24 protein-coding genes and 1 pseudogene are annotated in these 21,282 nt (G+C 39.1%); 2 read left to right on the forward strand and 23 right to left on the reverse strand.

Features of this window, described 5'->3' with window-relative positions:
• Positions 1-10 precede the first annotated feature (10 nt).
• The 6 genes from MUB50_RS05720 to MUB50_RS05745 form a co-directional block, all read right to left on the reverse strand.
• The gene (locus MUB50_RS05720) at positions 11-682 is read right to left on the reverse strand and encodes an ABC transporter ATP-binding protein (RefSeq protein WP_118392951.1); all 672 of its coding nucleotides are present in this window, start codon (positions 680-682) and stop codon (positions 11-13) included.
• A gap of 135 nt (positions 683-817) precedes the next feature.
• Entirely contained in the window at positions 818-1,717 is a 900-nt protein-coding gene (locus tag MUB50_RS05725) for a sensor histidine kinase (protein ID WP_244790427.1), read from the reverse strand.
• The gene (locus MUB50_RS05730; RefSeq protein WP_244790429.1) at positions 1,710-2,387 is read right to left on the reverse strand and encodes a response regulator transcription factor; all 678 of its coding nucleotides are present in this window, start codon (positions 2,385-2,387) and stop codon (positions 1,710-1,712) included. The genes MUB50_RS05725 and MUB50_RS05730 overlap by 8 nt, the downstream gene beginning before the upstream one ends.
• 176 nt (positions 2,388-2,563) lie before the next feature.
• Positions 2,564-3,520, reverse strand: coding sequence for a helix-turn-helix domain-containing protein (locus MUB50_RS05735; protein WP_092072146.1), 957 nt, complete (start codon positions 3,518-3,520; stop codon positions 2,564-2,566).
• A gap of 225 nt (positions 3,521-3,745) precedes the next feature.
• Positions 3,746-4,162 (reverse strand): YjdF family protein, encoded by a 417-nt coding sequence (locus MUB50_RS05740; protein ID WP_118253786.1) that lies wholly within the window; start codon positions 4,160-4,162, stop codon positions 3,746-3,748.
• A gap of 248 nt (positions 4,163-4,410) precedes the next feature.
• A complete protein-coding gene (locus MUB50_RS05745) occupies positions 4,411-5,550 on the reverse strand; it encodes a hypothetical protein (RefSeq protein WP_173756296.1) in 1,140 nt (379 codons plus the stop codon).
• Between the two features lie 733 nt (positions 5,551-6,283).
• Between MUB50_RS05745 and MUB50_RS05750 the strand changes: the two genes are divergently transcribed.
• Positions 6,284-6,826, forward strand: a complete 543-nt coding sequence (locus MUB50_RS05750; RefSeq protein WP_118169675.1) for an SMI1/KNR4 family protein — start codon at positions 6,284-6,286, stop codon at positions 6,824-6,826.
• A 241-nt stretch (positions 6,827-7,067) separates the two neighbouring features.
• Here MUB50_RS05750 and MUB50_RS05755 read toward each other — a convergent pair whose 3' ends face one another.
• The 13 genes from MUB50_RS05755 to MUB50_RS05810 all read right to left on the reverse strand — a co-directional run bounded on the left by MUB50_RS05755 (position 7,068) and on the right by MUB50_RS05810 (position 17,776).
• Positions 7,068-8,378 (reverse strand): DUF4209 domain-containing protein, encoded by a 1,311-nt coding sequence (locus MUB50_RS05755; protein WP_244790431.1) that lies wholly within the window; start codon positions 8,376-8,378, stop codon positions 7,068-7,070.
• Positions 8,354-8,722: a hypothetical protein gene (locus MUB50_RS05760; protein ID WP_244790433.1), complete on the reverse strand. Its 369-nt coding sequence runs from the start codon at positions 8,720-8,722 to the stop codon at positions 8,354-8,356. The genes MUB50_RS05755 and MUB50_RS05760 overlap by 25 nt, the downstream gene beginning before the upstream one ends.
• Before the next feature lie 123 nt (positions 8,723-8,845).
• On the reverse strand, positions 8,846-10,228 hold the full coding sequence (locus tag MUB50_RS05765; RefSeq protein ID WP_244790435.1) for a DUF6034 family protein: 1,383 nt from the start codon (positions 10,226-10,228) through the stop codon (positions 8,846-8,848).
• A gap of 110 nt (positions 10,229-10,338) precedes the next feature.
• Positions 10,339-11,598 carry a sensor histidine kinase gene (locus MUB50_RS05770; RefSeq protein WP_244790437.1) on the reverse strand — a complete coding sequence of 420 codons (1,260 nt, stop codon included), beginning with the start codon at positions 11,596-11,598 and terminating at the stop codon, positions 10,339-10,341.
• Between the two features lie 2 nt (positions 11,599-11,600).
• Positions 11,601-12,260: a response regulator transcription factor gene (locus MUB50_RS05775; RefSeq protein WP_118039749.1), complete on the reverse strand. Its 660-nt coding sequence runs from the start codon at positions 12,258-12,260 to the stop codon at positions 11,601-11,603.
• A gap of 170 nt (positions 12,261-12,430) precedes the next feature.
• Positions 12,431-12,859: a CPBP family intramembrane glutamic endopeptidase gene (locus MUB50_RS05780; RefSeq protein WP_330637471.1), complete on the reverse strand. Its 429-nt coding sequence runs from the start codon at positions 12,857-12,859 to the stop codon at positions 12,431-12,433.
• 4 nt (positions 12,860-12,863) lie between these two features.
• Positions 12,864-13,043 carry a hypothetical protein gene (locus MUB50_RS17030; protein ID WP_330637472.1) on the reverse strand — a complete coding sequence of 60 codons (180 nt, stop codon included), beginning with the start codon at positions 13,041-13,043 and terminating at the stop codon, positions 12,864-12,866.
• Between the two features lie 72 nt (positions 13,044-13,115).
• Complete coding sequence (locus MUB50_RS05785) at positions 13,116-13,832, reverse strand: AAA family ATPase (RefSeq protein WP_118513846.1); 717 nt, start codon at positions 13,830-13,832, stop codon at positions 13,116-13,118.
• 139 nt (positions 13,833-13,971) lie between these two features.
• Complete coding sequence (locus MUB50_RS05790) at positions 13,972-14,982, reverse strand: helix-turn-helix domain-containing protein (RefSeq protein ID WP_118513848.1); 1,011 nt, start codon at positions 14,980-14,982, stop codon at positions 13,972-13,974.
• 149 nt (positions 14,983-15,131) lie between these two features.
• Positions 15,132-15,320, reverse strand: a complete 189-nt coding sequence (locus MUB50_RS05795; RefSeq protein WP_005342828.1) for a hypothetical protein — start codon at positions 15,318-15,320, stop codon at positions 15,132-15,134.
• A 47-nt stretch (positions 15,321-15,367) separates the two neighbouring features.
• Positions 15,368-15,559, reverse strand: a complete 192-nt coding sequence (locus tag MUB50_RS05800; RefSeq protein ID WP_059085796.1) for a DUF6019 family protein — start codon at positions 15,557-15,559, stop codon at positions 15,368-15,370.
• Positions 15,560-15,622: 63 nt separating this feature from the next.
• On the reverse strand, positions 15,623-15,973 hold the full coding sequence (locus tag MUB50_RS05805; protein ID WP_117996831.1) for a DUF2116 family Zn-ribbon domain-containing protein: 351 nt from the start codon (positions 15,971-15,973) through the stop codon (positions 15,623-15,625).
• A gap of 354 nt (positions 15,974-16,327) precedes the next feature.
• Complete coding sequence (locus MUB50_RS05810; protein ID WP_118064563.1) at positions 16,328-17,776, reverse strand: L,D-transpeptidase family protein; 1,449 nt, start codon at positions 17,774-17,776, stop codon at positions 16,328-16,330.
• A gap of 531 nt (positions 17,777-18,307) precedes the next feature.
• Here MUB50_RS05810 and MUB50_RS05815 point away from each other — a divergent pair.
• Positions 18,308-18,721 (forward strand): hypothetical protein, encoded by a 414-nt coding sequence (locus MUB50_RS05815; protein ID WP_118624622.1) that lies wholly within the window; start codon positions 18,308-18,310, stop codon positions 18,719-18,721.
• Between the two features lie 108 nt (positions 18,722-18,829).
• On the opposite strand, the pseudogene MUB50_RS05820 reads toward MUB50_RS05815, so the two are convergent.
• The 4 genes and pseudogenes from MUB50_RS05820 to MUB50_RS05835 form a co-directional block, all read right to left on the reverse strand.
• Positions 18,830-19,477: pseudogene (locus MUB50_RS05820) on the reverse strand (UDP-glucose--hexose-1-phosphate uridylyltransferase); the annotation flags it as partial.
• Positions 19,478-19,828, reverse strand: coding sequence for a DUF2500 domain-containing protein (locus tag MUB50_RS05825; RefSeq protein ID WP_181989094.1), 351 nt, complete (start codon positions 19,826-19,828; stop codon positions 19,478-19,480).
• 1 nt (position 19,829) lies between these two features.
• Complete coding sequence (locus MUB50_RS17155) at positions 19,830-20,009, reverse strand: AraC family transcriptional regulator (protein WP_118064556.1); 180 nt, start codon at positions 20,007-20,009, stop codon at positions 19,830-19,832.
• Positions 20,010-20,835: 826 nt separating this feature from the next.
• Positions 20,836-21,282: transposase (locus MUB50_RS05835; RefSeq protein WP_244802525.1), on the reverse strand; the 447-nt coding region annotated here is incomplete at its 5' end.

The following is a 21,282-nucleotide window of genomic DNA, read 5'->3' on the forward strand; positions in this document are numbered from 1 at the left end:
CCACCTCCCGTTAGTTCTGGGAGACGATCCGACCATCTTCGATACGGATAATGCGGTCTGCCATCTGCGCAATTTCTTCGTTGTGAGTGATCATTACGATTGTCTGGGCGAACTTTTGACTGGTGACTTTCAAAAGGCTCAATACATCCTGGCTGGTTTTGGAATCCAGATTGCCGGTGGGTTCATCTGCCAGAATGATAGCGGGTGCTGCCGCCAGCGCTCGGGCAATGGCTACTCGCTGCTGTTGACCGCCTGAGAGCTGATTGGGCAGGGCATCCAGACGGTCGCTCAGTCCAAGCGTCTGCACGATCTGCTGCACAAAAGCCTTGTTTACCTTTCCGCCATCCAGTTCAGTGGGTAGAATGATATTTTCATATACATTCAGCACCGGAACAAGATTGTAGCTCTGAAATACAAAGCCGATTTTCCTGCGGCGGAAGATGGTCAGTGCTTCCTCCTTCAGGGAGAAAATATCCTGTCCGTCCACCATGACCGTGCCGCTTGTAGGGCGATCCAACCCGCCCAGCATATGCAACAGCGTGGATTTTCCGGATCCGGATGTGCCGACAATTGCAACAAACTCTCCCTTCTTCACACTTAAATCAACTCCATCCAACGCATGAACGGCGTTATTACCGGAGCCATAAATCTTTTTCAGGTCTTTTGCCTGTAAAACCTCCATAAACAAGTACCTCCATGAAAAAATCTGTATGTATGAAAGGAAACGATCCTTTGATACATACAGATTATCGCATAGGATTCTTTCCACATTCTTTCCGGCGGAAAATGAAATCTAACAATTTTGATAGAATTATTGTTATTTCGGCAGAAATATGGAAAACGTACTTCCTTTTCCCGGAACGGAAGCAACCTTGATATAACCGCCCTCACCGGATATAATCTGTCGGGCAAGGTATAAGCCGATGCCAACCCCTTCTTGTTCCTGAACAGCATTTGAACGATAAAAACGGGAAAATATCTTTGCCTGCTCGTTTTCCGGGATACCTGAACCGGTATCCGATATATCGATCCTTGTAAACATTTCGTAACTTACGGTAGAAATCGTGATTGTTCCATGCTCCGTATATTTGATGGCATTGTCTACAATATTAGCCAGTGCTTCCGCTGTCCATTTGAAGTCAAATGTAGCGGAAATATCTGTATCGTACAGATATATGGATAATCCTTTTCCAGAAGCCTTGGCGGCATATTGTTCTACTACGCTTTCAAGCAGCGGCTGAAGTGATGCTTGCTGAGGGGAAAGTGAAATGATCCCATTTTCCAGTCTGGAAAGTTTTACAAGAGAATCAATCAGAAATCGTAGCTTTTCCGATTGTTTGTACAGTGCCTCCACGTTTTCCTTTGCCGATGCAGACAGAGTTTCCTCCATCAAAAGCTCGCTGTATAACAGCAGGTTTGCAATCGGCGTTTTCGTCTGGTGGGAAATGTCCGCAATCAAGGATTTGATTTTGTCTTTTTCCTGTGCCATATTTCGAGAAGATGCTTCTGCGGCAGAAAGATAGTGTGCAAACTTTGTTTCCAAAGCAGACAGCTGGCTTTCATCAAAAGTGATTTCAGAAAAAGAACCGGTCATGGCAACGTCCAGCATCCTTTCGATTTCTTCCATCGTTTTTCTGACCTTTCTCCGCTCCCATAATACAACAGCTACCGCCGCCAGAAAACACAGCAGTATGATCACGATGCCGCTTTTATTCATCTTTTGTCACCCAGCTATAACCGATTCCATAGACGGTTTTAATGTATTTCTGTGCCCCAAGCTTATCCCTCAGACGCTTGATCGTAACAGACAAAGCATTTTCATCCACATATTCTGCGCCATCTGTCCAGATCCTGTCTATAAGGTTTCCACGCGTCATGGTCTGACCGCGGTTTTCAACAAGAAGACGCAGTAATTTTTGCTCTGTTTTACTCAACTCTACTTTTGAATCTCCCACATAAAAGGTCATTGCTTCAAAGTCAAAGTGAAATAGATCAATATGGATCGGTACATTTTTATGGCTTGACGTTTGCTTTCGCAGTTGGGTATTCACCCTTGCCCGCAAAACCGAAAGAGAAAAGGGCTTGGTAATGTAATCATCAGCGCCCCTCTCCAGTCCGTCCACGATGTCCAGATCGGTATCATTGGCAGTCAGCAGAATAACAGGAATCCCGGGTGTGGTTTCCTTGACCTCCCGTAGCAATTCAAGCCCACTGCCATCCGGCAGATTGATATCTAACAGGATCAGGGATACACCGCTGCAAAGCAGCTGCTCCTTCGCCGTTTTCAGGTCTTGGCAGGAAATAATCTTCCGATCATCTACTTTCAGTGCTTTGCATAAACCTTGATTCAAACCAATATCATCTTCAACAATCAATAATTGCTCCATATATCTCACTCCTTCGTTACTCAAAGGTATTCGGCAAAGTTAATAACAAGACACAAAAATAACCGCCTCAGTCTAGCAAACTGAACGGTTATTTTCAATCAATTAAGTATGTGGACTAACCGTCTATCGGCAGCACACTTTTTCTATAATCATATTAGCACGCATATGTGACAATGTCAAAAAATTTCTTCATTCTCTTGGTTATTAATCTCCTTGATCAGCTGTACTGCCTTCTCTGTATCATCGGTTTTCACGAATATATCCACGCCATATATTCCAAATCCGGGTGCCCCATGCATTGCAACATTCGCACCTGCTTCCTGGGAAAAAGCTTCTATTTCACTTTGCTTTAACATTTCTACGAGCTGTTCTGTCTCTACTATATTCTGTGCATTATAAATCTTTGTCCATTCTGTCTTAGATTGGGAAGTTTCTTTTCTCTCCTGAACATTTGGTGAATTCTGATTTCTTTTTCGATTAATAAATGCTAAGGTCCTAAGAATAATAAATGACACAATAGTAATACCTATCAGAAATCCCAATGCCAATCGTGTTATCTGTGTTTCTGTAGCTCCCATTCTAAATAAACATGTACCATAGATGACTGTAAAAATTCCTGCACATATTACACTGGTGAGAAAATTCCGCCATATAGCAGCACTTTTTGGCAGGCATTTATCCCATATTCCATTATACACCATAATAGCTACATATAGGATTCCTCCTACTAAGACAGTTACTATCTCTCCCAAAACCAAACGAGTATCCACCATTAATAGCATCTGAATAATAATCGCTAACACACCAATCACAAACATTGATGCAAATGCAAGATTTCCAGCCTTTAATGCTTTTTGTTTCACCCATTCTTCATACACCGCAACTTTGTCCAGTGTTTCTTTCATATCTTTATTCATAGTCTGGCTCCTTTCTCCATCTAGGAGCTCTCTCATCTCAACATCGTAATATTCAGCAAGTTGAACAAGTACACTGAGATCTGGCATATTTATTCCTGTTTCCCATCTGGAAACTGTTCTTGCAGATACCCCAAACTTCTCGGCAAGCTGTTCTTGCGTAAGATTCTTTTCTTTACGACATTGCTTTAAAAAGGCTCCAATCTTTTTTGTATCCATATCTCTACCTCTCTTCCACTTACAGCTTACCAATATGCACCAAAATTACCACGACATAAAACGAGAATCCGTTAATTTTCAACCGGACATCTTATGTCTAGAATAAATAAACGGTATTTTCATCCCGAAAACAAATACCTATAATCATTCCAACATTCAAACAAGAAGTATCTCTCGCCCAATGCGCTCGGTCAATTCCGATTTGGGCTAAAGCCCAAGAGGCTTTTAATGCCCCTTATGCTTTTCTCTTTTCTTTTGCTGTTTCAATTCAAACATTCGCTGTTCTTTCGCCTCTTTTTTCTTGCGATTTCTCTCTTTACGCTCCTGTTGGTTATGTTCCTGCTGTAATTTCAATGCTTGCTGCGATTTTGTGCCAATACCTGTTCTTATTGTCTGCTTTTTTACTTCTCGATGCATCCGTTTCGGATTTCTTTTTATATCCTTTACAACAGTTTCAACAGCCGGACTGAATTTCAAACTGAAATAGTATTGTTGAATATATTCCTGCACTTCGTAATCTTTTGGTTCTGCACCAAATATTACCTTCGCTACAGATAATTTACCATCCTCAATACGCTCAAATACGCCTACCCAAAATGGTTCTTCAAAATATACCGTCAGTTTTCCATTTGTTTTGTCCATAAAAATCCCTCCTAAAATGAATTGAACAAAGAATGGACAACCCGGAGGGGCAGGTTACTTACCCTATTTACATAGGACGGCTGGGCTACCTACCAGCTCTAGCATATCTTAAAAATATGCATTGCGTTTTTATCTTGTTTTTATCATATAAAGTGCAATATCACACAATATATCCTTACAATTTATATATTCTAATTCCTATAGTAAATCTATACAATCATCTTTTCCATTGATAGTACGAGACGATTTTAACATAATACTTTATCTGCTTTCAACACATAATCATGGGAACATATAATTCTGCTTCTCTGAATGATATCACCTCTAACAGAACAGTTTCCTTTTGCACAGCCTTCTATCGGTGTAAAATTTTCGCAGGAACCACATTTTCTGCGTTCCTTTTTCATTCCACGTCCATCGCACCGGATCATTTCATAACCAACAATGTATTTTTGCAGTTCATCTTCCGGGATTGTTTTTTCCAGCTTTTCCCCTGCATCATTTCTCAGTTCAAAATGAATATCCTTGCCATTTATGTCTGCTTGCAAGGCTATATTATTATTTAAGAGACCTTCCTCGTTTAACTCATTGATTTCTTCACAATCCAGATTTTCAATAAATTGCAAAATATCTTCCATTATGTCTACAGACAAGCCATATCCTCCAGAGCTGTATTCATAGAATATATTTCCATAATAATCGCCTTCTTTTAAGGTTATCGCAATCACATAGTCCCTGGATTTGTAATCATCAGATAGATCATGGTACATTTTTGTCTTCTCCTTATACTGATATCTGTTCTGGTTCTCTTCCCTGTACTTTTCATTTCTTATTTTATCGACTGCATTTTGTTTTTCTATCTTTGCTTCCATTGCAGCATAACCATTTTGCTTAAATTTTTCTATCAGCTCGTCCCCATAACAATCACGAAATTCTTCTCTACATTTCTTTAATGCATCCAGTTGTGTAGATAAAAACTTATCAAAGAAGCTTTCCGGAATATGCAGCCTGCTTGAAAATGGTCTTTTTCTCTTTGATATCGTTCTTTGAGTGCTGGCATATCCCAACACTCCCATAGACACATCTAACACCCCTGCTAATTCTACTGAATTTAATTCATAGACCTTTTCAATCGCATCATAAATATTTATTTCTACACCGACTCCCTGTTCATCCTGTTGTAAAAGATCCAGAAATTTTTCATAACTTATTTTACATCTATCATAAGGCCCCTTAATATACCAAGGTGCTTTTTTCGTAATCTCCGTATAATACTCCAAAGAAGCTTCCCAGTCATCGCACTCTTCGCCTTCCTTGCATGTAGTATACATGCCGCACACACCATTGGAATCAAATCCACACGTTTTACAAATTTTATCAATTCTCACACTTATCACCTCAATCCATCAACATTTTTCTGCATAGATAAATTTTATCATCAATGCTTTCCTTGTAATTATACACTTTTTCTGATGATATTGCTATCTGCAAGGATATTTGAACTTACTATTGAACTCTTCTTACTGAAAAATATAGATACTCAATTTGAATATATTTTTTCGACAATTACGTAGTATTTCTGTCTGAGGATTCTTATTGTCCTTTTGGGGGCTTATAAATAAATTTTATTATATATTTATATGATTTTATACTGAAAACTTCAAAATAGAGATACTATATTTATATTCGAGGAAAAGAAATCGAAAATATGCACAACATTACCATTTTTCGAATACGATCTTTTTTATCTAATTACTCAATTCTTACTGTAACTGTTTTCTAGTAATATTATGTTTTTTCATAGTCGTATAAATGCTCAAAAAACCATTGAAAAAACCGTGAAATGTGCTATAATTATTCTCCGTTATTGAACAAAGTACTAATTGACATCCAAATATTTTTCAGAAGGACAATTATGCGTAAAAAATGAATTAAGAATAATACTTATGTGAACGTTATTGCTTACATTGATAATAATCGTCAATTTTGGCATTTTGCGTCAAATCAAAATATTGATTAATCTGATATAAAAATATCCTCATTACATGATAAAGAGAGATTATCTTTGAATGTCACATCATTAGGCAATGACTTCTTGTTTAAAAATTAGTAGGAGATATAATGGAAGATGTAAATGCAATACACAGAATTTTCAAAAATTTAAAATATGAAATGGATAATAATGGTTGGGTCTATCAATGGCATTTAGGTGATGAGCCTATAAAAGTAACTCATAAATTTTACCCACCTGTATCCTCCGAAGAATTTCAGTTATTTGAAAAATATTTTCCCAACATGAAACTTCCCGCTTCGTATAAAGCCTTTTTATCTTGTTCAAATGGAATGGAGCTTTTTTGTGGAGAAGAGGGTAGTTCTCTAGTCAGCTGTACCATCTACTCTTTAAAAGAAGCTCTTAATCAAAAAGAGGTTTGGAATAATACACCCATTTTATCTGATCCAGAATTCACCTATCATCTTCCCATTCTTTTTCTGCAAGATATAGGTGATATAACCATGGATTTACAAGCTGTATTAGAAGGTAGAGAAGATTATTTATGTTATCCAGCTCCTGACACCGATCGTTTTAACCTTCCTTTTAATGAATGGTTGGAGCGCTATATTGTATGCCAGGGACATGAATTTTGGTTTTTCTTAAATCCGTAACTACCAAAATACTTTCTCTATATTTTTATTTAAAAATATATGTTTATGAAAAACACTCTGACTACTAATAAGTTGGAGTGTTTTTATAATTCATATTATATTTATAGATTTACTCTCAGTGCTACACATTCCGGGGGTTGAGGCCGTCCCCAAAGTGCGTTTTGATATCCAAACGCTATGCTTGCCAGATAATTCCGAACACTTTTTAAGGAAACCATACCATCCGTCCAACCATTTTATATTAATTCTCATCCATATTATCTTTCTTCTCCATCAGCTGTTTCAGCTTTTTATTTATTTTGCTTCTATTCTCCTCCTGTAATTTTCCGCAGAATAGATAGCAAAATTTCAGTGTAAACCACCAGATATACAAAGCTTTAAAGCTCTGGAATGCCTGATCATCCAGCATTCCATGTGCCACATTGTTGCGCATGTTAAATCCAAATTTTGAACAGAAAATCGTATTTAAAGCAAATATAAGGTCTTCATCCAGACTTTCTTTTACTCCTTCCAATTCTAAGACAGCGTGCATTGATTTTATTTCTTCAATCCCTTCTTCATTCATGTTGTAAACAGGTTCTCCACATTCCACTGCCAGATATCTTACTGCATTTTCTATCTGTGGAATCAGGATACTTAGCGCCGTCAAAAAATCTCCTGAAAAGCCAAACATAAGACCCTTGGTATACGATTCTTTTCTCCCCTCCGGAATCGCACAACTTACATCTACAATCTTTTTTACATCACTCTCTTCGATCACAAATCTGGAACGAATATATTCAAACGTATTGCTCACCAGGATCTGTGCAAAATAATCCATCTCCATGGCTGCTGTCCGCTCCATATTATCCTTAAGCGCACCTTCATCGATTGTTCCATCGGGCTTTTTCACAGGCCCGCTTTTAGCAATTAATTTTCCTCCTTTTCCAAGGATTGCCGCGGGAAATATCGTGTGCAGAATCCCAGTCCTATTTAATACCTGATTCTTTACCCTTTCTCTTTCCGGAATCGGAAGAAATGAAGCAAAATAACATAATGCCTCTTCTTTATCAAGATCTTCCAGTTGGCGAAACAGTTCTTTTACAATGCCACTGGCATCCTGTTTATCACTCCATACCATCATCTCCGAAAGGGAAGCTTCTTCTATCTGTGCTATTTCCTGCAACAGTGCCTTTCTTTCTTCTTCCGTACCCTGTATGGTCTTTAACAACTGAATAACCTCTTTCAAATAGTGAATCTTTCTCATTAAATTTCCTTTGGAAGAGGCCCCGGCATATTCAGCCTCCATCCGGACAGCCTGAATCTTACGTCTTCGTATCGCAATCAGTTTAGGTTCAGTAATACACTTTTTCTTCTGCCAGTTTTTCTTCTGCCAGTTATTTTTTCTGCAATAGAGTTCTTCCAACAGATCACAAAACTTACCAATGAGCGGTGCATCGCAGCTATTGTCATCGTAGGTTTTCAAGATATTTTCCACATAAGGGATCAGATATCCTGTATCCACTTTTTCCTCCATGGCAGTTTTTATCAAATATCCAATAAGTGTTCGCAATAAGCCGTTTCTGCTATTTTTGCATTTGAAAAATCATTTTCCACAACCCATAAAAAATCCGATATCTTTGCCTTGTTGATCGGTGCGATGGGATAGCTTCGGATTTCCTCCAGCAATGCCTGATACTCTTCTCTATTTATATCTTTCCGATTCCAAATGCTGCGGGCATAGGAAAACGGTACGTCTTTAGGCGTATCAATCCATCGTTCCACAATAATATCCACCAGAAGATTCCTGAATTCCCCATCCATCGGTCCGCAGAAATCTGTCAGTGCTTTCTCTGCCGTTTGAAAATTAGGTTCTTTTAAAATCTCTGCGATCTGCTCTGCCATTTTTTCTGCCATACATATTCCTCCAACCTTTTTCTATAGGAAAAGTATAACGTATTTTTCTTTTTCCTGTAAAGCAGAAAGACCTGAAAATCCAGGTCTTTCTGTCATCATTGATTAGAAATTGAAATTCACACTCTATTTTATATCCTTGGAGCCCATAGAAGTCGCCCATCCAGCCTGAATCCTTTGTATTACGCTTCCATCCCGTGCATCGATCGTAAGGAGTGGAACACCTGCAGCATCCATCGTCACGTCTCCTATGACCGGTCCATCCTCCCCATTTCCGTACTCATACTCTGGCTCTTTGGATGTCCAGGTTCCATAAAAATCCCACACCGGGATCAGGACTGCTTCGGTATCGCTGCCTTCACTGTCTGGCATGCACATATAACCCAGCTGTACCTTTGTTATGGTTATCTCCGCACTCTGTGCATCAATGGACGGATAACGGTAGTGGCTTCCTCCATCGACAGAGATCAGCCGATTCTTGTCTTCTGTCATGACCTGCAAAGTGATCGTTTTTTCAAAGATATCCTTGACCTCATCAAAAGGAAGTAAGAACAGCCTCTCATCGGAAGCATTCGATGCTTCTATGGGATTTCGGTGCAGAAAACTCTGAAGTGTCCCACTGCAAAAGTCCATCGTCAGTACTTCATTTTCCCATCCTTCAGACTGTCCTTCATGAAGTGTTCCATCTTCGTTTTCCCATTCAAGAGCCTGTTCATTAACAGGCAAAGAGGTTTCCCTCACATAATTAACCGGAACCCCGTCTATCATCCGTTCAAAAATGAAGTCATCTTTTTCCAGGGTAGTGCTTCCTTCAGTAAGTGCTTTTGAGGAACTTTCAAATATCTCCCAGTCTCCGGACACAAGACCTGAAACCTTCTCCTTTGCTTCCTTTTCAGACACTTTCCCGCTTCCTGCCTTTATATAATTTTGAAAGCGTTCTTCCCTTTCTTTTTTCTCACTTGATGCCAGGGTCATGTCCCCACAATCGTCAAAGCTAAACTTCGCTATCTGAAATCCAAGTTCCTCCACATCCGATACCTGCTCACTCTGTGTATAAGAATACCGATAGGTCAGTCCATCTACTGTATATGTCCCCGCCTGTTCGTTCTCATTCTTCTCTTCCTGCATGGGCTGTCCTTTTCCGAATGTGTCTTTTATTTTATTCTGTTCTTCTTCAGGAATCGCCATTCTTTTTACCTTTTTTAAACAGATTGCATCTACATCCGGCACTTTTACCGGTGCATCCGCTGTCAGGGTAAAATTCATCGGAGTTTCTTTATCCTCCCGGTCCGCTGATCTTAGATCTGCCTGGATCGTTGTCTGGTATGTTTCCGGTGCCTGTACCTGTTCGGCAACGGTTTTCTGAACTGTCTCCTTTTTCTCTTCTTTTTTCTGTTCTGTCTGATCCTTTTCTTCCACAACAGCAGACTGGACAATACGGTCACATCCGGATAATGTCAAAAGATTCATACACAGAACGGCTCCCATAAACATTTTTATTTTCTTCATCCTTTTTCCATCCTTTCCTGTCGGTATTAAAAAAGGTACCCTCTTCTTATGAGAAAAGAGTACCATATTGCTTCGCCGATGTATTCATCAAGATGTAAACAAATTGTAAATCAGAAGATGGCTCTTACCGTGGTCCCCTCTCTCTGTCTGCTTTTGATTTTCAGGCATCCGCCATGGATTTCTGCCACCTTCACACAGAGTGCCAGCCCAAGTCCGGATCCACCTTCTTTTCGGCTTCGTGATTTGTCCACCATATAGAATGCATCTGTGATCTTTCCCAGTTCTTCCTCCGGGATCCCCATTCCGGTATCCGACACCTCAAAGATCTTTTTTCCAGCTTTCTCATAAGCCTTTACCCAAATGCTTCCACCGGCATCCGTAGCCTTTAGGGCATTGTCGATCAGGTTTATCAGAAGGCTTTCCATCAAGGCCGGATCCATTTTCATGGAAAAGGCTTCACATTCCATCTTGAGGTGCACCGCTTTCTTTTCTGCCTGTTCTTTTTCCATGTCTATGACATGGTTTAAAAGGTCACCTGCCATGGTCATTTCCATCTGTATGGCATGGTTCTGATAAAGCCCCAGCATCTGCAGCATCTTCCCAGAAAGAGCCTCCAGGCGTTTTCCCTCCCGGTTGATATGTTCCAGTGCCCGGTCTTTCTGTTCATCTTTCAGCTTTACATGGCGCAGGGTATCCGAATACCCGATAATGGACGTTAACGGGGTACGCATTTCATGGGAAAGTGCCCCCATGAGCAGCTCCTGTTTCTCTGCCACTTCCTGTAGCTTCTCCATCTGTTCCACAGTTCTTCGCATCATCATATAAATAAAAAGGCCGGCGATCAGGAACACAGCCAGATAAATTTCCAAAAACCAGACAGCGGTCTGTCTCAGCTCTGCAAAAAGCCCTGTGACTTCCCGGACAGAGAGGACTTCGTATCCTTCCGGTCTGGATAATGGTTCCAGCTGGAGAAGGAGGTATTTCTGTCCCAGTTTCTGTATCTTGTAGGCATACGGATCTCCTTCATCCTTTAAGCCTAAATTTTCGAGCCCCACCACTTTATAATCTGTCAGGTTTTCAATGACGGCATTGCTTTTTCGGTCGATCAGGGCCATGCCTTCCCCACAGCATCGCTGGAACTGAAAGCCCATATAAGCCTGCTTTCCAGTCTCGGACATCTGCTCATATTTGCTGTTATCCCAAAATTGTTCCAGGAGTATCTTGCCATTTTCCAGCTGTCTTCCGTAGGTCTCTGCAGTATTATTGAGGCTTCGTTTTCCTGTGATATAAAGACTTAGCGTTCCCACTGGGATCAGGGCACATAATAGCGTTACCAGCATAAGAAGTACCGTTCGTTTCCACAGCTTCATCCTTATTCCTCCAGACGGTATCCAAGTTTCGGAATCGTCCTGATCTCATCATAAAGTTCCAGCTTTTTTCTGAGCTGTCCGATATGGACATCCACCGTCCTGCTTTCTCCCAGGTAGTCTTCTCCCCAGACCCGTTTTAACAGTTCTTCCCTTCCAAGCGCAATATTCTTATTTTGCAGGAGCAGCACAAAGAGGTCATATTCCATTGGCTTTAGGCTTACCGGAAGCCCGTCTTTGTAGACCTGATGGCTTTGCATGTCCACCAGGATGTTCCGGACCGTTAAGACTTTCTTTGCCCGTCCCGTCCTCTCCAGCACCTTCTCAATGCGTACCAGAAGTTCCAGCATCTCAAAAGGTTTTACCATATAATCTTCCGCACCCAGCTTTAATCCCTTCACCTTGGAAGCCACATCATCCTTTGCAGTCAGGTAGAGCACCGGAAGCTCCTTCTTTTTAAAATCCTCCATCAATGCAAACCCGTCTTTTCCCGGCAGCATGATATCCACTACTGCCAGGTCCGCATCCTCCTGCCATAAGAGCAGCCTCTGGGCTTCTTCCCCATCATACGCTGCCACAGTCTCATACCCTGCTGCCTCCAGGTTCATGCACAGCAATTCTGAAATTGCACGGTCATCTTCTATCACCAAAATTTTATTTTTCATTCCCGCTGCCACCTCTAACGCTTTTCTATAGTATAGTTTTTTAAATCCCAGGTCTACATTGCATTTGTTCTTGCTTTCTCATAATTTATACGCATCAGGGCACGATAATGTGACCAGCTCAATTCAGGGCACAGTGTGTCTCAAATTAGAAAAGTACAATAAAACTGAAATTATAGATTTTTGTCCCTTATCTTTTTTGCCATTACGAATCCAAACATTAAAATCAAGTTCATAAACAGTACAACTATACTACCTTCAATTTTACAGCTGCCACCCGACAAAATTGAATTTCCACTAATTACCATGTTGAACAAATGCGGATAATCTTCTGCTAATGATACTCCACCCAAAATAATTGCACCAACTCCATTCCATAAAAAATGGATTACGATCGGAGCAACTAAGGATTCTGTGTATTCCAAAACTGCCGTCACGAAAAGACTCATTGTTATAACGTTTAGTACAGGAAGTATTCCTGCTTCAAAAGCCCCACCATGTGCAAATGTAAATAATCCGGTAGATATAAGGACAGCGACAACGATGTTGTAATTATTTTTTATCATCTGATACAAGTAACCACGAACTAACACTTCCTGCATAACGCTATTGATAAAAGCTGAAAATAATTGTAAAACCAATAACTGACAATAATGGAATCAATTCTGCCCAAAATCTCCAGACTGCCGCACTTTTTGTATCTGGTATAGGCAAAATTGAAGCACATATAGCCCAGCCTACAAAAAAGGCAAACGTTTTTAATGATACCAATACTAATTTCTTCATGTAATATTTTCCTTCTCTACAATCCTGATTTTCTTAATTTCATAGACTTGAATCCGTCAATTCCTTTATTGTCTAATATGTTAGCAATTTATCCAACAGCATCTGCCTGTTGTTTATGAACATTTCTGTTACCCGATAGCTCTCTGTATCTTCATATTCGCATAAATGTATTCGTCCATCATCAAAACAATAGATATCTGCATCAGGTATTCCTAACAAAATTGGCGAATGCGTAACTATAATAAACTGTGCTCCCTCTTTTGCACAACTATATATTTGCATCAACAATGTAAGCTGTCTCTGTGGGGATAATGCAGCTTCCGGTTCGTCAAAAAGATACAAGCCATTTGGACGCAGATTATTCTGTGCCAATGCGAGAAAACTCTCTCCATGTGATTTTTCATGATATTTAGCGGAAGGATGTGTGAGATCCGCATATTCTTCTTCCTTCGTTGCAACATTATAAAAACTTTCAGCCCTAAGAAAATAACCCCACTTTTCCTTCCGATAGCCTTTGGAAATTCTTATCGCATCACACAATTCTGAATGTGTATCATGCGTAGAAAAAACATAATTCTTTGTTCCACCCTCCGGATTAAAACCATGTGCTACAGCAAGTGCCTCCAATAAAGTCGATTTACCACAGCCATTTTCTCCGACAAAAAAGGTAATTGGTTTATTGAAAACAAGTTTTTCAATCTCTTTAAAAGCCTTAATTCTCTTTAAATAACTATCGTTATCAATTCTATTCCAATCGAATAATACTCCTTGTAAGAATTGATCATTCATCTAATCACCTGCCTGTAAAAAACACTTTCTAATCTACCTTTTCTTGCTCTTTGGACAAGAAGCATCATTCGCTCTAAATAGCTCGGTCAACTGGAAGTTCTGGATGCGTATAATATGCGAAAAAAAACTTAACTCCATCTTAAATATGGTGCTGAGTTTCACTGTCATTCTTTAACACCATTTTTACCACACCAAGCAATGCTGCAAACAAAACACCTGCAACCGGCCATACAATCCATGTAATATCCCAGCTCATCGTCCAGAAGCTCCATGCAAGGTAAATCGCTGTAGTCAAGCACCAATATACACCAGAAAACGTGTCAGTCTTTTTCTTAAACAGTTTTTCTTCTTTTGTATATTCGCCTTCCTGAAGAAGGGTATCGTAACTGCTTTTTACCATCCCAACACGAACCAACAGATTCACTCCTATTGCAAGTATGAATAGCAGTAATCCGACGGAAAGACCACAGTAATAGTCGGACGCTTCCATAGATCCGGCAATAATTGTCGGAATCACTGCCAGTATACAAAGCACTACCCCAACAGCTGTTCCTCTGATAAAAATTGGTTCATAGGAATCTTTTTTTTCTCGTACCATTCCAGATACACCATACTCTGTTTCAAAGCATTCTTTTTCAAAATGTTCCATATGTGATTCACGCATTCCATATGTAATAAACAAAAAGACGGCTGCCGCAACCATTCCAAGCAAAAAAACACATCCAAATACTGTTGCCAGAGATTCCGAAACATGAAATACGCTATCTTCTGCCATTGTCACAAGAACAATCAATAATATTGGACTTAAGATACACATACTTGTTGCGTTTGCCACTACTTTGGATCCATTTCTTTTCATGTCAAGAAATTCATTTGCATTCTCCATAGTTACTTTTTTCAACGGTTCTGCATAGCTTTCAGTACTTTCGCGATAGGTGATATTTTCTGCTTTCATTTCATCTTTTAATAGATAATCTGTACTAACACCAAATAGCTCCGACATCTGTAAAATTCTTTGCAAATCTGGAACAGCCCCTGCACTTTCCCACTTAGATACTGCCTGTCTGGATACGCCCAACTGATTGGCTAGTTCTTCCTGTGACCATCCATTCTTTTTTCTTTCCTCTGTAATCTTATCAGCTAAAATCATTTTTTCCTCCTTTTGCAGATTCTATGAGCTAAATATAACAATTTTACTGTTTGCATTCCACCATTTCAGGCTGTAAATCTGTCAACCAGCAGTTGCAAATCACAAAAGAACTCTATGAATCCCGATTTTCCAACAATACAAGCAGGAAATTATTTATCATCTGTATTGTTTTCCTTTTTCTTATGAGTCGAACCCAAGCAAAGAAATGAAGAACCAAGACATAACCATACTATAGCCATAGAACTTTCATTTCCACTCGTAAAGCCAATAGCTGACGCTATGAAAAACAGAACTGATGCAATGTAAAATAAAATTGATTTGTTTATCCCTTTTTTCATAAATAAGAATCTCCTCCAAATCCCGATTTTCTCAATTCTCCAAACTTTTATTTATCTTCTAACTCAAATCCGAGTTCTTTCAATTCTTTTTCGTTTCTGACATCTTCTTCCGTTTTCTTTCCAGTAATGGCACTGTAGGCTTCTTTGATTCCATTTTTCACTGCCCATTTGATGACGAAATACAGCGCAATCAAAATAATAATTGCGGTTCCCCCGCTTAAGCCTAATTCATTCCACATAATCATTAACTCCTCCGATTTCGTGACTTTCAATTTATTTTCAATTTTGCAGGCTGGGATTTATCATTGAATAAAACACATCCATACTCCAACTGCTATGATCAATATGCCTGATATTCTTCCTGCGAATTTTGACTTTTGATATCCTAGAAAATTAATTGTTTCAGGAGTTGTAAATGGCAATAAAACAACATCTATACCCATTACTACAATCCCAATTCCTATTATAAAGACATTATTGTTAGAAATAATGCCATAAAACATAACTAAGAATCCCAAAATAATGCCTAATGTAAAATACTTGATTTTATGGCTGTCTTTATCCATCATCTTTTCATAACAATTTTCACATTTACTGTTACAAAATTCAAAATTATCATTGAGTTTTTTGCCACAATATTTGCATTTTTTCACACTCTATTCCTCCATAATTTCCGTTTTGTTACTAACATGATATCATATTTTTTTCTCAATTACATCCACCTAATTTTAATACACTGCTATTCGTTTTGCTTCTATAACCAGCATCCTCTTGATCTTCTCCTGCAAGGTTTCCTTTGCATCTTCATCAATCGAATAGTTCTCATTTATCTCGATTTTTTCGGTTCCCAGTCAAAATAGTCAAAGACTTCTTTCCATATCTGGACGGAACATACACACTTTTCTTCCATGAAATTATTGCTGATAATTATAAAAAAACAGAAGACCATTTAAGATCTTCCATTTTATAAACAAACCTCTATATAAAACTATATATCCTGCCCATTTTTAATAAAAACAGACAATTGGCACACTTTCGTTTATCCTATTATAAAGTTCTGCCGCTTTGTCCGCCGGAAGATTAATGCATCCATGGGATCCACCACCTTCTCGGAAACGATTTCCTCCAAAGTATGGCTGCCATGAAGCATCATGAAATCCAATCCCCCCATTAAAAGGCATCCAGTAAGTTACTGGTCTTTCATATTCATATTTCCCATTTTCCAACATTTTTCCTTTCAGCACAGATGGACTTTTCTTGTAATACAGTTGAAAAATTCCCGGTGGTGTCTGCCGTTCTGCATACTGCATATCTCCTGACACAATATCCGATTCCAAAATGATAGAACCATCCTGATAGTAATATAAATGCTGTGCAGACAGGTCCACTTCAATATACGTGCTGCCTATATCATTCATTCCCCGTGCATTTGCTCGCATAGCGTATACCGGTTCCCGGTTTATCTGTACTCCTGCAATCATTTCCTGCATAATGGTTTCTATTTCCTTTTCCTGATCGATCTTCCATCCATAAACGGAACTATACACCTGAACAGTACGTCCGTTTGTTGTACAAAATTCCCTCTCTGTATTTACGGTATCATGTGTGGCAGCCAGCTGTGCCACATATTCTGCCACACACTGTCTCAGTTCATCCTCATTTTTTTGCAGCTTTCCTCTTTCATCAAAAATAAGCCAGTTTCTGATCTCGTCTCCCTCCAATGTTACCGTTTCTTCTCCAAATATATATACGATTTTGGTCCGGATCAGATTTTGGCATTCTTCCAATGAATTTTTAAGATCTGGATCATCTTTCAGTACTGCTGCTTTTACATAAACAGCCGGACAACTATTCAGATCAATGGTTCTTTTTTTGTCAGTAACCGCTTCTGACAGTGCCTGATAAGCTCCATTGAAATCCATGGTATTCCCTTCCGTTTCCGGTACGATTTCAAACTTCGAATCTTTATAAGCTACATAAGCATCTTCTGGTGCTGTCTGATTCTCTTTTTTTATACATTCCAGTTTTTCCAGCTGTTCTTTTAACCTCACTTTATCATAGGTCATATTTTCCTTGGCTGTATAATTTTGCTTTTTCCAAAATCCCCGAACCCATTTATATGGTTTTTGTTCATCCAGATATTGGGAAATACTGCCATCCGAAACATAACGATATCCGATCAATTTTCCATTGATACTCTGTGATTTCAGATTTCTTGCCTTTACTTCCAGCAGATAGTCCTCTGCTTTTTTAGCAACCGCCTGTTCTGCCTCTTCCGATGTTTTTCCAGAACAGTTAATTCCATTGATCGTTGTTCCCCGAAAAAATCTGTCTGAATAGTAATAAGACATTCCTGCATAGCCAGCCATAGCAAAGAACACTATGATGACAGTGATTATTATCCACATTTTTTGCTTTCCATTATCCTTACTGGTTATCTCTTTTCTTTTTCCCATCCATGCCCCCTGTTTTTAACGATAAACAGCATTCAGACAAATTTTTTAAATCGTCTGATTTTAATATCTCCGATTTAATAAAAAATAACCAAGGCTGCTGAAAAAAACATTTTCTTTTACAAACAGTAAGCTGATTTCTACAAAATATTTTCCCTCTGCTCTTTTACGGATAGGAACACCGCATCATCATTTATCTCACATTTAGCACTTTTGGGGTACTTTCAGACACTTTCCTTTTTCTCTGTGAACAGAACCCTGAAAACAGGAAAAAAAGGGCTGCCATGACCGGTCAGGGATTTTTCATCCTTGACTGATTCACGACAGCACCTAATCAGATCTCACTTATTTTCTTCTATACAAAATCGCTTCTCTGTTTTCTCCTTCTGTCCGGCCGGATTGTACACGTGTTTGTTTTACACTAATTAGATGCAGATACAAGCAAATCGGTTCTCATAATAATAAATTTTTTCTTTCTATCGAATTTTCCTGGTTCATTTGATAAAATGTCCTTATCTGACAGGAGGGAATTTTTTGAAAAGAGTATTTGATAGTCCTTTTTTGAATAAAGCTGCACTGGTGCTGATCTGGTTTCTATTAATGGGCGGGACATTCTTTTATGCCAATAAAAACTATTTTCTTTACCATGAAAATCCAAATTTAATCAAAGCAGACGGATATTATCTTTATAATTTTGGTAGTCCGCGTCATTATTACTGGGCACTGCCTGTTAAATTCACCCATGAAGGCAAAGTATATCATTCTCAGCTTCCTTTAGATATACGAGATGAAAGTTCATCCTGTACTGTAGATCTTCGCATTTACATACCGGCAGATTCTTCTGGCAGTGCATTTGCATTCCGAAACAATATCACCATTCCTGCACTATGGAGGATCTTTATTTTTGTTCCACTGCTACTTCTTCTTACATCCAAAAGAAAAGCCTAGGAAGGTTTCACACCTTATAAAAAATATTCTATTTTCATCATCTTCCTTTTAAAAAATGGGAGGTTTCAATTACCTCCCATTTTCCCAAAAATCCTTTTATTTCAGTTTTTATAATGTTTCAAGAAAACGCATGAATGCTTCTCTTCCCTCGGTCGTACATTTGTATACTCCTGCATTTTCCAGAACATGGGTAAATACGATTCCAATCTCTTTCTGAAGAATGCCATGGATGTTTTCTTTTGTGATTTCCGGATATTTCGGAAGAAACTTCTTAACCCACTCTGCATGTTTCTCAATCTGTTCATTTGAAGAAATATCTTTGCCTTCGAGAATATACTCTTCCAAAAGTTCCATCTCACCTTTTAATCTGGCCGGAAGAACTGCAAGTCCCATAACTTCGATCAGACCGATATTTTCTTTCTTAATATGATGATATTCTGCATGCGGATGGTACACTCCCAGCGGATGTTCTTCTGTTGTGATGTTGTTCCTTAATGTCAGATCCAGTTCGTAGGTATCACCTACTTTACGTGCAATTGGTGTAATTGTATTATGTGGTTCTCCATTGGTCTCAGCATAGATAAATGCTTCTTCATCGGTATAGCCTCTCCATACTTCCAGCACATGTGTTGCCAGGTCCACCAAGCGGTTGGAATTTTTATGACGAATACGAAGCACAGATAATGGCCATTTTACAATTCCAGCCTCTACATCTTCAAATCCCGGAAGTACCACATGCTGCTCAATTGGTGCTTTTTAACATTTTTCTTCCTCCTGTGCTTCACTTTTAAATTTATATTTTTGGTAGCATATATACCGATTTCCCTGATAAGTCAGCATACCTCGATCGCCTTTTTCCAGTTCACGAAAATCTCCCTGTTGTATTTGAAATTCCATCAAACTTCCATCCGTCATCTCAAACACAACACGAAACCAAGGTATATGTGTTTCAGACTGCATATGGGTATAGATTCCTTGCTTCTTTTCAACTACAGTCGCATCAACAGATTCAACTGCCGCACTGCTGTTATTGCTGAAGCTTAACAACATTTTGGTAAATACAAACATCATGATTATGAGTGCTGCTATACAGAGTATAAATGCCATCCTATTTCTCCATTCCAGATATTTCATCCTGGGTCTGACTTATATATTGTTCACGATAAAGATTCCGGTATTCCCTTGGCGTTACTTTATATCTTTCACGAGATACCCGGTTAAATGTCCTTTGTCTCTCAACTCCTGCATCCAGGCAAACGTCTGTGATACTCTTACCAGTACATTCCAATTAATCTCCTGCAAGTTTTGTCTACTTTTTCTTCCCATTTGGCAAGTAATATACGTCTTCTGATATTATAGAAAGGAGGAAAACGAAATGAAAAGATTTAAAGCATACGTCAACTACCTCATGAACTTCTATGCCAACTACTTCAGAATTTACCGCTATATGTAAAGGACATTCCTGCCATCACAGGAATGTCCAATACGGAAACCCAGTTTCAATGGTTTCCCTTATTATACTCTAATTTAGTTGCATTTGTACATGAACAGGATTCTCGAAAACATAGACAAAATTGAACAGAATTATGAAAATACTCTTACCAAGTTTTTTGATTTGTAAACCACTTATTAGCAGACGGATCCGCCAATGCTGAAAACGGATAGGCCGTTTTCCTTTCAGCTTTCAATTTGTCCAATTAATAATCTCTGAATTTCCATACAGCTGATGGATTTGCATTTTTCATCCTCAGCATTCTTTGAAGCTGCTCTTCTGTAAACCACAGATCGTGCAGTATTTTTCCGAAATATAGAGGCTAGATATCAGACCGCTTCATTGCAATTATAAACTGTTGATTTACCAAGATTATTTACATATACGGTAATCAAGTCACCTTTCTTAAGATCCGGCTTTTTCCATACCAAACGGCTTTTATGATAATACACTTTATTATGATATGTAAAACTATTTGACACTCCCCACAGCTAAAGCAGGGGGATTCTTGCTTCTCCCACTACTGCATTGGTAAACACCTTACGGTACTGCAATGTCTTACACAGTGTCCACAAGCTATATTTATACTGTTCCCGTATGTCCTACGGTACAGTTTTTATCTTTATGCAGACTGCATCTGCAGTCCTTTTTTCAGAATATTGATACTTGCATTCGTATCCCTGTCATGGAACGCGTGGCATTTGGGGCACTCCCAGATACGAATGCCCAGATTTTTTATCCGTGGATTTCTGTAGCCACAATAGCTGCAGGTCTGACTGCTTGGATACATCGTTGGTACTCTGTGAATTTCATTTCCATACCAGCCAGCTTTATATTCCAGCATTTCAAAAAATTTTGCCCAGGAAACACTCGCTATCGATTTTGACAGTTTATGATTCCGGATCATCCCCTTAACATTCAGATCTTCAATACAGATGGTTTGGTTTTCACGCACCAGCATCGTTGACTGTTTCTGCAGGAAATTATTCCGCTGATTGGTTACTTTCTCATACACTCCTGCCACCCTGATCCGCTGCTTCTCGCGGTTATTGGAATCTTTTTGTTTTCG

The organism is Blautia sp. NSJ-140 (assembly GCF_022868965.1).
Taxonomy (GTDB): domain Bacteria; phylum Bacillota; class Clostridia; order Lachnospirales; family Lachnospiraceae; genus Blautia_A.

Bases quoted from the DNA above. Each gene is read 5' to 3' on its own strand.
- MUB50_RS05720 (WP_118392951.1), bottom strand. From the start codon at position 682: ATGGAGGTTTTACAGGCAAAAGACCTGAAAAAGATTTATGGCTCCGGT.
- MUB50_RS05725 (WP_244790427.1), bottom strand. From the start codon at position 1,717: ATGAATAAAAGCGGCATCGTGATCATACTGCTGTGTTTTCTGGCGGCG.
- MUB50_RS05730 (WP_244790429.1), bottom strand. From the start codon at position 2,387: ATGGAGCAATTATTGATTGTTGAAGATGATATTGGTTTGAATCAAGGT.
- MUB50_RS05735 (WP_092072146.1), bottom strand. From the start codon at position 3,520: ATGGATACAAAAAAGATTGGAGCCTTTTTAAAGCAATGTCGTAAAGAA.
- MUB50_RS05740 (WP_118253786.1), bottom strand. From the start codon at position 4,162: ATGGACAAAACAAATGGAAAACTGACGGTATATTTTGAAGAACCATTT.
- MUB50_RS05750 (WP_118169675.1), top strand. From the start codon at position 6,284: ATGGAAGATGTAAATGCAATACACAGAATTTTCAAAAATTTAAAATAT.
- MUB50_RS05760 (WP_244790433.1), bottom strand. From the start codon at position 8,722: ATGGCAGAAAAAATGGCAGAGCAGATCGCAGAGATTTTAAAAGAACCT.
- MUB50_RS05765 (WP_244790435.1), bottom strand. From the start codon at position 10,228: ATGAAGAAAATAAAAATGTTTATGGGAGCCGTTCTGTGTATGAATCTT.
- MUB50_RS05770 (WP_244790437.1), bottom strand. From the start codon at position 11,598: ATGAAGCTGTGGAAACGAACGGTACTTCTTATGCTGGTAACGCTATTA.
- MUB50_RS05775 (WP_118039749.1), bottom strand. From the start codon at position 12,260: ATGAAAAATAAAATTTTGGTGATAGAAGATGACCGTGCAATTTCAGAA.
- MUB50_RS05780 (WP_330637471.1), bottom strand. From the start codon at position 12,859: ATGCAGGAAGTGTTAGTTCGTGGTTACTTGTATCAGATGATAAAAAAT.
- MUB50_RS17030 (WP_330637472.1), bottom strand. From the start codon at position 13,043: ATGAAGAAATTAGTATTGGTATCATTAAAAACGTTTGCCTTTTTTGTA.
- MUB50_RS05785 (WP_118513846.1), bottom strand. From the start codon at position 13,832: ATGAATGATCAATTCTTACAAGGAGTATTATTCGATTGGAATAGAATT.
- MUB50_RS05790 (WP_118513848.1), bottom strand. From the start codon at position 14,982: ATGATTTTAGCTGATAAGATTACAGAGGAAAGAAAAAAGAATGGATGG.
- MUB50_RS05795 (WP_005342828.1), bottom strand. From the start codon at position 15,320: ATGAAAAAAGGGATAAACAAATCAATTTTATTTTACATTGCATCAGTT.
- MUB50_RS05800 (WP_059085796.1), bottom strand. From the start codon at position 15,559: ATGTGGAATGAATTAGGCTTAAGCGGGGGAACCGCAATTATTATTTTG.
- MUB50_RS05810 (WP_118064563.1), bottom strand. From the start codon at position 17,776: ATGGGAAAAAGAAAAGAGATAACCAGTAAGGATAATGGAAAGCAAAAA.
- MUB50_RS05825 (WP_181989094.1), bottom strand. From the start codon at position 19,828: ATGGCATTTATACTCTGTATAGCAGCACTCATAATCATGATGTTTGTA.